We start from the raw sequence: 10,042 nt of genomic DNA on the forward strand, positions 1-10,042 counted from the left end.
ATGTTACCGATATATTGCCACTTCAGGCGGTTATTCCGGCGTAAGGCCTTCGTCCTCTCCGGCCTGTTTTTGAATCTGTTTGATTTTCTCGTTATATGCCTTTGCGATCTCTGACAGACCGATGACGCCTATGGTCTCTTTCCGTTTTGCATCGAAAACAGCGAGCATCTCTATCTTCCTGCTTATGAGCAAGTTGAATGCCTGATGTGCTGTCCCTTCTGAAGAAATAGATTCGACCTTTACCTTCACCCTGTCTCTCAGTTTCATACCCTCCGGTCGCTCGCCGCCGGCAAGATCCGCGAACGCAATATATCCGGCCGGGGCACCGTCTTCAGTAACTACAATTCCCGCGCTCTTCCTCTCCAGCAGAAGTCGGTACGCATCGTTCAGGCTCATGCTCCCTTCGATGGAAGTAATTGCCGGGTTCATGGCATCCCTCGCGCTTACAAGATCCATTATTGGCTTCTCGAATTCAGCCGCATGTGCAGGCGAATGTGCTTTATCGAGTACCTGCATGCTGTATATCGAATACCTGCTGCCAGATACAAAGTAAGATATTGTCGTCGCAAGCATCAGAGGAAGGAAAAGTGCGTAGCCCCCGGTCATTTCCGTTCCCATTATGATTATGGAAATAGGTGCCTTTGATATCCCGCCAAAGAACGCGATCATTGCCACTATTGCTATTTCTGCCAGGCTCAGGTAAGGAAACAGGGTTGAAAGGTAGTCGTGAAAAATGACTGCTATGATGGCACCCAGGAATGTGCCTATGACTATTCCAGGTGCGAAGACGCCTCCGGAGCCACCGGACCCTATGGTGAACGACGTTGCCAGAATTTTGAGAAACAGGATGACAATCAATATCCACAGCGGCAGAAGTGTGAGATTGTTGAGCAATATGAGCTGAACCCATCCGTAACCCAGTCCAAGCACTTCAGGAAAAGCCATTGCAATCAGGCCAACCAGGAGACCGCCTATTGCAGGCTTCACGTAATTCGGTATCATTCTCAATCTGGCGAACTGTCTCTTGATGCCGTAGAATGACTTAACGTAAAGTATGCCCGTGAGGCCAGCCAGCAGTCCCACGAGTGCATAAAGCGCGAGCGACTGCGGATGATAGAACGCGATTGGTGTCGAAGAAGGCAGGGTGAAAAGTGGGCTGTAGTGGAAGAAATAGCCGAAAATCGCATATCCTGTAACGGAGGCTATTATGGAGGGTATGAGTGCATCGACTTCGAAATCCCTTCTGTACAGCACTTCGGTGCTCAACAGCGCTCCGCCGAACGGTGCCATGAAAATGCTGCCTATGCCGGCACCGATACCGGCCGCAACCGCTATTCTTCTGTCTTTATCGTTCAGCCTGAATATGTCTGACACAAAAGAGCCGAAGCCCGCCGCGATCTGAGCTACCGGCCCCTCCCTTCCAGCGCTGCCTCCCGAGCCGATGGTTATGGCCGATGAGACCAGTTTAACGGCAGGTACCCTCTTTCTGATGACTCCGCCCCTGAAGTGAAATGCCTCGATCGCGGCATCCGTACCGTGCCCTTCAGCTTCGGGCGCGAGCCTGTAGACGAGAATGCCGGACAGGAGACCACCGAGCGTCGTCGAAACCGGAATGAGCCAGTATTTGAAATGCCCGAATGCGTATACGGCCGTTCCCCCCTCACTGATGGGCGATGGAGGAACAAATCCTGTTATGCCCGTAAGGAAAAGCGAGGTGCAGAAGGATATTGCGTAATAGAGCACAAGCGAACCTGTTCCTGCAATTATACCAATCAGGACGCCAATTATTGTCCATTTCTTGACATACCCGGAAACAACATATTTCCGGAATCTGGAATATATTTCTATTGAACCACCAGATTGTGTGTTGTGTTTCTTCAATATTGCATGGTTAAAATATGTTTCTCAACTGGGTCGGATTAAGAGAACAACGTTTTATCCTGCCGGGCATGCGCATCGTGCGACACTCGAGTCCTGGACGAATTCTTTATCCCATCCCGCGATTCAAGGTTCATGACAGATCGTCATCTGAACGGGCATGACCGCAGCAACCTCATACTCAAATGGTCTGGAAGGAACGAGCCTGCAATTGAAATACATTCTGGCGATACCGTCACGTTTGATCTCCCGGATGCCTCCACTGATCAGATAAAGCCGGGCGCGACTGTCGCCGGAATTTCCACGCGTGACGGCTCACTGACCGATGCGGCTGTCGGGCCTGTGTTAGTAAAGGAGGCAAAGAAGGGGGACATGCTGTGTGCGGAAATACTGGACATCAAATGCGGCAACTGGGGATGGAGCATGGTGTCTAACGACTTCGGCCTCCTCCATGATCTGTTCAGCGAGACGAAGATGTATTACTGGTCCATCGACGGAGGGATGGCGAGACCGATGAACGGCGCATTCCTGAAGGGCATATCTCTGAGAACGAAACCATTTCTTGGAGTAATGGGCGTGGCTCCGGGAGGCGATGCGGAATACGATCTAATCCCTCCGCAGTATTTCGGCGGAAACATGGACAACAGGCGTGTGCGCAGGGGGAGCAAGGTGTACTTCCCTGTCAACGTGGACGGCGGACTCTTTGCCACTGCTGATCCGCATGCCCTCCAGGGCGACGGAGAGGTCTGCGGCACGTCAATAGAGATGCCAGCAAGGGTGAGAATCAGGCTTACTGTCGAAGAAGGAAATGCGGGCATCGGCGCACCGCTTGTTGTGTCCAGGGAGTCAAGGGAGGAAGGGACTGTTTTTTCCACTTCCGGAATATCGCACGACATATATCAGGCTTCAAGGAGCGCAGTTATACAGATGGTGGACGTCATTCATTCGGCAGGTGTTGACAGGGCGGAGGCTTACATGCTCTGCTCTCTGACAGGGAGTCTGCACATCAGCGAGATCGTGGACATGCCGAATGTCAATGTCTGCTTTTCGATGGACGCGTCGGTCCTGCGCAAACTCGGCCTCGATTTGTGAATGTTACCTGCCTTCCATTCAGCGCAGGAGTGAACCATTCTTCAGCATGTCCGCACATGCTTCTATGTCTTCAGACAGCACTCTGTCCCCGTCATATCCGCGCACATGTCTCCTGACGCGTGCGTGCGCCTCTCTGATGGCGGACGAAGATGGTCCTCCGGCGAGGTCCAGCGCACGTGCCGCGCACATTGCCTCTATGCCAACGACAGTGAATGCATACCCGACCATCTGTCTCAATTTTATCGCGGAATAGGCTCCCATACTCACAAAATCCTCCTGATTCGCGGACGTTGGAATGGAATCGGAGGAGGACGGGTGGCACAGGATTTTTCCCTCCGAAACAAGTGCTGCTGCCGTGTACTGCGGAACCATATAACCAGACTGCAGTCCCGGTCTGTCAGCAAGGAAAGGTTTCAAGCCGCTGAGTTTCGAATCTATCAGCCTGGCGGTCCTCCTCTCGGAAAAGGACATCATTGCAAGCAACGGGATGCACAGGCTGTCCAGTGCGACTGCTATCGGCTGTCCGTGAAAGTTGCCTGCGGATATGACCTGACCGTCATCAGGCAGCACTATCGGATTGTCCGTAGTCGAATTCATTTCGATCGTCACAGTGCTGCGGCAGTAATCAAGCATGTCCTTCAGGGGACCCAGAACCTGCGGCGCACACCTGAGCGTGTACGGGTCCTGCACGCCCGAAGTGCCTGCACGCGCTCCACCGACATATGCGCTGTTAACACGCTCTGCGATGTAGGCCATTCCGGCGTGAGGCCTTAACTTCATGATCCTTGGATCAAACTGCGCAGTGTTGCCCCCCAGGGCATCAAGACTCATTGCAAACACTGTGACTGCCTGCTCCAGCAGTTTCCCCGTGTCATAGATAGCGAGTGCGCCCAGCCCGGTCATGAATTGCGTCCCGTTAATCAGCGCAAGCCCTTCCTTCTCCTTCAGCGATATGCTCCTGAGCCCCTTCTTCTTCAGCGCATCCGCTCCGGGCACAATTTTGTCGCCATCAAATGCGTATCCCTCTCCAATCATGACTGCCGCCATATGAGCCAGCGGCGCGAGATCGCCGCTTGCACCGACGGACCCTCTGGAGGGTATCACAGGATGCACTCGTGCATTGATCATATCCTTTAGAAGCTCAATCAACTCCATCCTGACGCCTGAATATCCCCTGACCAGTGTGTTCAGCCTCAACAGCATTATTGCCCTTGTTTCCTCAATTGAAAGCGGTGCGCCGGTGCCGGCGCATGTGCTGCGCACAAGATTTTCCTGTAGTTCAGATGCATTCTTTCCGTCTATTCTCCTGTTGCAGAGTTCTCCGAAACCTGTATTGACACCATATATCGTAGAGCCGTTCCTGATGAGTTTTTCGAGCAGTTTCCTGGATCGCTCAACGCCCTTCATGGCCCTGCTGTCAACGATTATCCGCGATCCGTTGCGGGCAACGTTTACGAGATCTTCAACCGTGAGCGAACAACCATCCAGCCTGACGGAATTCAACTTTGTCACACTTTTCAGATTTCCTGCTTATTATTTTATTGTTTCCGGATTAATCTTCCCGACACCATCCGTTCGCGATGCAGGACACACAGTTAGAGTCGGCGTCTGCGTGCGATGATTATCGTCCGCCGCTTCACTAAGGCATCGCTGCCGGCATCGTAGGATATGGCTTCACCGAATCGATCTCCTGCAGTTGAAAGGAACAGCCGGCTCTTCCTGCCTTCCTCTGTATCCATCTCCACCGGATACAGCCACTTCTCGAACGGAATGCGCTCACCCTCCACATTGCCGCTTGATAGCTCAAATCCATGCGATTCGATGAGCTGCTTCCAGCCGTTGAATGTTTCCGCCTCTTCGTGACTGCTGTCCCTGGCTCTCTCAAACTCATTGTACATGTCCTTGAATCCTTCGGGTGCGACCATGTCCACGAGTGCAAACAGCCCCTCCGGCGACAGACTCCTGTGCACTTCCTTCAGAAATGCATCCTTGTTCCTGAAGTGGTGTGCCGCTCTTCTGCATGTTATGATGTCGAAGTATGCGTCTCTGAAAGGAAGCGCTGTGGCATCGCTCAGAATGAAGTGCGTGTTGGCAGCGCCACGCTTCTCCGACAGTTTCCGTGCCTGATCCAGCATATTGTGTGTCCTGTCGGTCGCAAAGACCTCACCCACCGAATCGGATAACTCAACTGCCGTGAACCCGGTTCCTGTTGCGACATCCAGTGCCTTCATCTTCTTTTCCGGTTTGAGCAGGGAAATCATGATATCCAGATCTTTTCCCCTGGCGTGTGACGTGCTCTGCGCGTACTTCTCTGCATTTCTGCTGAAGAATTCATTAACGCTCTCTCTTTCTGACATTTTTTCGGCACCTTTGTGTGGTTGGCATTGTTTGAATACGATATAGATGTGCCTAGCTGTGCCGGACTGGGCAATTCAGGCGAGCAATGTTTCCTTCTCACACTGGCAATCATCATGAGCGTTCGGAAATGTGCAGCTGCAGCTGAAGCAAAGTTTCACACGGCAGGCCTGAACTTGTAACCATAGCGGATTATGCCAGCGCTGCCTTCCTCACCAAGTCTTCTGAATATTGCTTCCACCTTCATCCCTATCCTGACGTCCTCTTCCCTGCAGTCAACGATCTGCGACGTGACTCTCACTCCTTCTTCCATCTCCACTATGGCCATAATGTACGGACGCATGAGCGTAAAGTCCGGCATCGGTTCGTGAACCAGCGTGTAGGAGTAAACCTTGCCTTTCCCCGAGAGTTTGCGCGGTGTAATCTTTCCAACGCTCTTCCGTCTGCATTTCGGACAGATGGCCCTTGGCGGAAAGAACGTTTCATTGCAGTTTCCGCAGGAGGAACCGAGCAGCGTGTATCTGCTTGGATTCTCACGCCAGTATCTTGGATTGGACATATTCACGCCCTCCTCAGTATGTGAACGACAGAAGTTGCACCTGTTCCGCCGACATTCAGTGTAAGTCCGTATTCGGCGTTACTGACCTGTCTCTTTTCTCCCTTGCCTCTCAGCTGTCTTACAATCTCAACGGCCTGCGCTATGCCGGTTGCTCCCATGGGATCTCCTCGAGACTTGAGCCCTCCCGAAGTATTGACAGAAACGACGCCGTTTATCTCAGTCATCCCTTCCATTGTCGCGGCCCCTCCCTTTCCCTTCTCAAAGAAACCTAGATCTTCGATGTTGAGTATTTCGGATATCGTATATGAGTCGTGTATTTCGGCAATTTTGATGTCTTTCGGCGACACGCCCGCGTATCTGTATGCCTTGGCTGATGCCACCTTTACCGAATCAAATCGCGTTATACTGCTCCTGTGATGCAAAGCAAGCGTGTCCGTTGCGGCAGACGATGCAGCTATGACTACGGGTTCGTCTGTATATTTCCTGGCGATTTCGAGAGGCGCGAGTATCACTGCAGCGGCTCCATCCGAAATTGGGGCGCAGTCAAAGACGCCGAGCGGATCGGCAACCTTCGGCGCATTAAGCACAACGTCGATGTCAATCGCCTTCTGGAACTGAGCCATCGGATTCAGGGCACCATTTCTGTGGTTTTTCACAGCCACGCTCGCTATCTGCTCCCTCGTTGTACCGAATTCATGCATGTGCCTTCTCGCAATCATTGCATGCAGGCTGGCCATTGTTGCGCCGGCGAGTCCCTCCCATTGCTGGTCACCGCCGGCCATCTGAATTCTGGGTATCTCATCATCACCGACGTCCGTCATTTTCTCGGCTCCCGCTACCATGACGAAATCGTGCATTCCGGACGCCACCGCCATGTATCCTTCCCTCAGTGCCATTCCGCCCGAGGCTCCCGCTGCCTCGATTCTCACTGCCGGCAGGTGAAGCTGTGAAAGACCCGAATAGTCCGCAACCATTGCCCCCAGATGTTCCTGATCAATGAGGCTGCCTGCGGCCATATTGCCTATGTAAAGGGCATCAAGCTGTTCCCCGACGATATTGGCGTCGCCGACAGCCATTATCCCCGCCTGCATACCTATATCTCTCAGTGAGTGTTCCCAAAGCTCGCCAAATCTGGTATCGCCAATGCCGATTACTGCAACGTCTCTCATTGTTATTCCTTCATCGCAATCTTGCCTTTGAACTTGGCATATGTGCCATAGTCGAGTTTTTCGGTTTTTGCCACAAGCTCCTTAACCGTCGGTGCTGCCTTTTTGTTAAATGTATCAATGCCGTCGGTCACTGTTATGTCGAACCCATCGCTTCCCGCGCCAGAACCAAAGGCAACACATAGTATCCTGTCTCCGGCTCCGGCTTCATCCAGTATGGCCGCAAGTCCGATCATCATGGATGCAGAATATGTGTTCCCAATGTACGGTGTCATGAGTCCTGTTTCATATTGCTCCTTCTTGAAACCCAGCATCTGTGCAACTCTGGACGGGAACTTCCCATTCGGCTGGTGAAACACGGCATAATCATAATCTGAAGGCGAAGTGCCCACTTGTTTCATAAGCTCCTTCGCGCACATTCCGACGTGTCTGAAATACGCCGGCTCACCTGTGAACCTCCCGCCGTGACTCGGATATGGCTGTCCTTCTCTCCTCCAGAAATCCGGTGTATCGGATGTGAATGAAATTGTTCTGTTTATTCTGGCAATCAGATGGTCTGTTCCGATGATATAGGCGGCTCCTCCTGCGGATGCTGAATATTCGAGCGCATCACCGGGGGCCCCCTGCGATGTGTCAGAACCGATTGCAAGTGAATATTTCATCATGCCTGAAGAGACAAGGCCCATGCTGGTCTGCATCGCTGCCGTCCCTGCCTTGCATGCAAATTCATAATCCGCGACAGTGATGAAGTGAGATGTTCCTATTGCCTCAGCGACAATTGTACCGGATGGTTTAACGGCATAAGGGTGAGACTCGCTTCCAACATATACTGCCCCTATGTCCTCCGGATTTACTTCGGAACGGGCGAGCGCATTCCTCGCCGCTTCAACAGAAATGGTGATGACATCTTCATCCGGATACGGGACCGATTTACTGTATATCATCAATCCCTTCTTGACGGCTTCGCCATCCTCCCCCCAAATCCTCGCAATCTCCTCAGGCGTTATTCTGAATCTGGGCACATAGGCACCATATGACACTATTCCGACGTTCTTATCTCCAGATGCGCTCATCATCGTTTGTCCTCTCCAAATTTTTCAAGAACCTCTATCATTCTGTCCACATCCATATCGCTTGTCAGCAACGGAATATTCTCTAGTCTCGCTAGTAATATCGCAAGCCTGTCTATGTTCTCTGGCTTGTGATACACTACAGCAGCCGGCTTCATCGGGTGAGCGCGGACGGCAATCATCGGCGATCTGCCGTACTTCACGCTGGTAAAAATCAGCGCGCGCTGACTGCTCCATCCGAATACCTTGATGTAATCGGCAGCGCTCAATGATGTTATTGCCTTTATGCTGTCGAGCATCGTGTATCCATGAAGATATCTGTCAGTGCTCACGTCTCTGGAAAGATTTTCCGCTTCTATCGCAAGCATGAGATCCTGAAGCGATACGGAACCAGAAAACTCCCTCATACTCAGCAAATAATCCGGACGCGTTTCGGTGTCGAACCGTTTTAAGAGCTTTCCGCCGTTCAGTATTTCCAGATTTATCATTGCATCCACATAACGCCTTACCACTGACACTCCCGGCGATTTTCTTCTTCCCGACTCGTAATCGCTCACAACTGATGGTGAAACTCTGAGTTCCCTGGAAATGTCCAGTTGACTCAGATGAAATTCCTCTCTCCATTTGCGCATCGTGCGACCGGGTTCTGAAGATAGCACTATTTCTCCTGCTATTTTCTCCATCAGTGCGCTATGCATGCAGCCCGATTGCTGCGATGGTTATTTAATAATGACGATTCGAACTCCGTTGATTGACGAAGTTATATGGCCATTGCTGCGACCTAAGCCGTTTTCCGCAGTGCACTTACATGCTGTTTTCTGAATTTGGACAGTTTCGGGTTAATGACAATTCTGCAGTAAGGTTTGTCCAGATTCTTGCGGAAATAATGCTGATGGTAATCCTCGGCACTGTAAAATGGGCCAAGCGGAACAACTTCTGTCACTATGGGGTCGCTGAAAACCCTTTCCCTCTCAAGTTCCCTGATAACTTCTTCTGCCATGCTCTTGAATTCCATCCTGTCATAGAGTATGACTGATCTGTACTGGCTGCCGTAATCGACGCCCTGCTGATTTGGTGTAGTCGGATCATGGATTGAAAAGAATATCTTCAGAAGGTCTCTGTAACTTATCGTGGCCGGGTCATATGTTATCCGAACGACCTCGGCATGTCCTGTCGTGCCGCTGCATACCAGCTCATAGGACGGATTTGGTACCGTTCCCCCGGCATATCCGCACACCACGGAATTCACACCGGCAACTTCTGAGAATACTGCCTCAACGCACCAGAAGCAACCACCGCCAAACACAGCCTTCTCGTAGACTTTTTTCTCACTGAACTCTGAAGTGCCGGTCTCATTCGCTTCCATGTAGGTACTCACCGTTCTTGATATTGCCAACAGGATTAAATCCTCTTGCCCGCGGATGGCCAACAACACACGACTCAATGTGCATTTGGACGCTTATCACAATTGAATAACGTTGCCAGGCAGCGCCACGCAGACTTTTTGGCCCCTTCAAACATTCGCAAAAGTACTTATGATGAAACTCTTTCTGCGTTTTTTGTCCCGCGGGTCCGTGGGGTAACTTGGTTATCCTTGTAGGTTCGGGACCTATAGATTCCGGTTCAAATCCGGGCGGACCCATACCAGCGTATGGTATAAATCATAGAACAATTTAAGTACGATTAAGACTTATACCTATATCATGTCACGCAAAATAACCCACGATAAAGATCTCTACAACGAGATGCTGCAGGATGATGATGTCAGACGATGGCATTCCAACGTTGGAAAGAATTCGGTGATTACAGGGGACATATATCTACGCTGCCTGGGGCGCTTTCTGAACACAACGGACATGACCGCAAAGCAATTCATAAAGCAGCCCAGAAAGAAAATGGAAGATATCGTTCAGGACTATGTG

General features: G+C 51.4%; 10 protein-coding genes and 1 tRNA gene. 3 read left to right on the plus strand and 8 right to left on the minus strand.

Annotation, left to right across the window (positions count from 1 at the left end; all coding sequences use genetic code 11):
- Positions 1–30: 30 nt before the first annotated feature.
- Positions 31–1,881 carry a chloride channel protein gene (locus KIS30_07555; protein MBX8646595.1) on the minus strand — a complete coding sequence of 617 codons (1,851 nt, stop codon included), beginning with the start codon at positions 1,879–1,881 and terminating at the stop codon, positions 31–33.
- 132 nt (positions 1,882–2,013) lie between these two features.
- On the opposite strand from KIS30_07555, the gene KIS30_07560 reads away from it, so the two are divergent.
- On the plus strand, positions 2,014–2,970 hold the full coding sequence (locus KIS30_07560; GenBank protein MBX8646596.1) for an acetamidase/formamidase family protein: 957 nt from the start codon (positions 2,014–2,016) through the stop codon (positions 2,968–2,970).
- Between the two features lie 18 nt (positions 2,971–2,988).
- Here the strand turns inward: KIS30_07560 and hutH are convergent, their stop codons facing one another.
- From hutH to msrA, 7 genes are all read right to left on the minus strand, one after another.
- Entirely contained in the window at positions 2,989–4,482 is a 1,494-nt protein-coding gene (gene hutH, locus KIS30_07565; GenBank protein ID MBX8646597.1) for a histidine ammonia-lyase, read from the minus strand.
- Positions 4,483–4,565: 83 nt separating this feature from the next.
- Positions 4,566–5,327 carry a methyltransferase domain-containing protein gene (locus tag KIS30_07570; GenBank protein MBX8646598.1) on the minus strand — a complete coding sequence of 254 codons (762 nt, stop codon included), beginning with the start codon at positions 5,325–5,327 and terminating at the stop codon, positions 4,566–4,568.
- A gap of 155 nt (positions 5,328–5,482) precedes the next feature.
- Entirely contained in the window at positions 5,483–5,884 is a 402-nt protein-coding gene (locus tag KIS30_07575; GenBank protein ID MBX8646599.1) for a Zn-ribbon domain-containing OB-fold protein, read from the minus strand.
- 2 nt (positions 5,885–5,886) lie between these two features.
- Positions 5,887–7,053, minus strand: a complete 1,167-nt coding sequence (locus KIS30_07580; protein MBX8646600.1) for a thiolase domain-containing protein — start codon at positions 7,051–7,053, stop codon at positions 5,887–5,889.
- Between the two features lie 2 nt (positions 7,054–7,055).
- Positions 7,056–8,123, minus strand: coding sequence for a hydroxymethylglutaryl-CoA synthase (locus KIS30_07585; protein MBX8646601.1), 1,068 nt, complete (start codon positions 8,121–8,123; stop codon positions 7,056–7,058).
- Complete coding sequence (locus tag KIS30_07590; protein MBX8646602.1) at positions 8,123–8,818, minus strand: helix-turn-helix domain-containing protein; 696 nt, start codon at positions 8,816–8,818, stop codon at positions 8,123–8,125. Before KIS30_07590 ends, KIS30_07585 begins: the two co-directional genes overlap by 1 nt.
- 83 nt (positions 8,819–8,901) lie before the next feature.
- On the minus strand, positions 8,902–9,486 hold the full coding sequence (gene msrA / locus KIS30_07595) for a peptide-methionine (S)-S-oxide reductase MsrA (GenBank protein ID MBX8646603.1): 585 nt from the start codon (positions 9,484–9,486) through the stop codon (positions 8,902–8,904).
- A gap of 202 nt (positions 9,487–9,688) precedes the next feature.
- Here msrA and KIS30_07600 point away from each other — a divergent pair.
- Together KIS30_07600 and KIS30_07605 are read left to right on the plus strand one after the other, a co-directional pair.
- Positions 9,689–9,762, plus strand: a tRNA-Pro gene (locus tag KIS30_07600).
- A gap of 61 nt (positions 9,763–9,823) precedes the next feature.
- Positions 9,824–10,042, plus strand: a 219-nt coding sequence (locus tag KIS30_07605) for a hypothetical protein (GenBank protein ID MBX8646604.1), incomplete at its 3' end; no start/stop codon positions are given.

The sequence above is a fragment of the Candidatus Sysuiplasma acidicola genome (genome assembly GCA_019721035.1).
Lineage (GTDB): Archaea > Thermoplasmatota > Thermoplasmata > Sysuiplasmatales > Sysuiplasmataceae > Sysuiplasma > Sysuiplasma acidicola.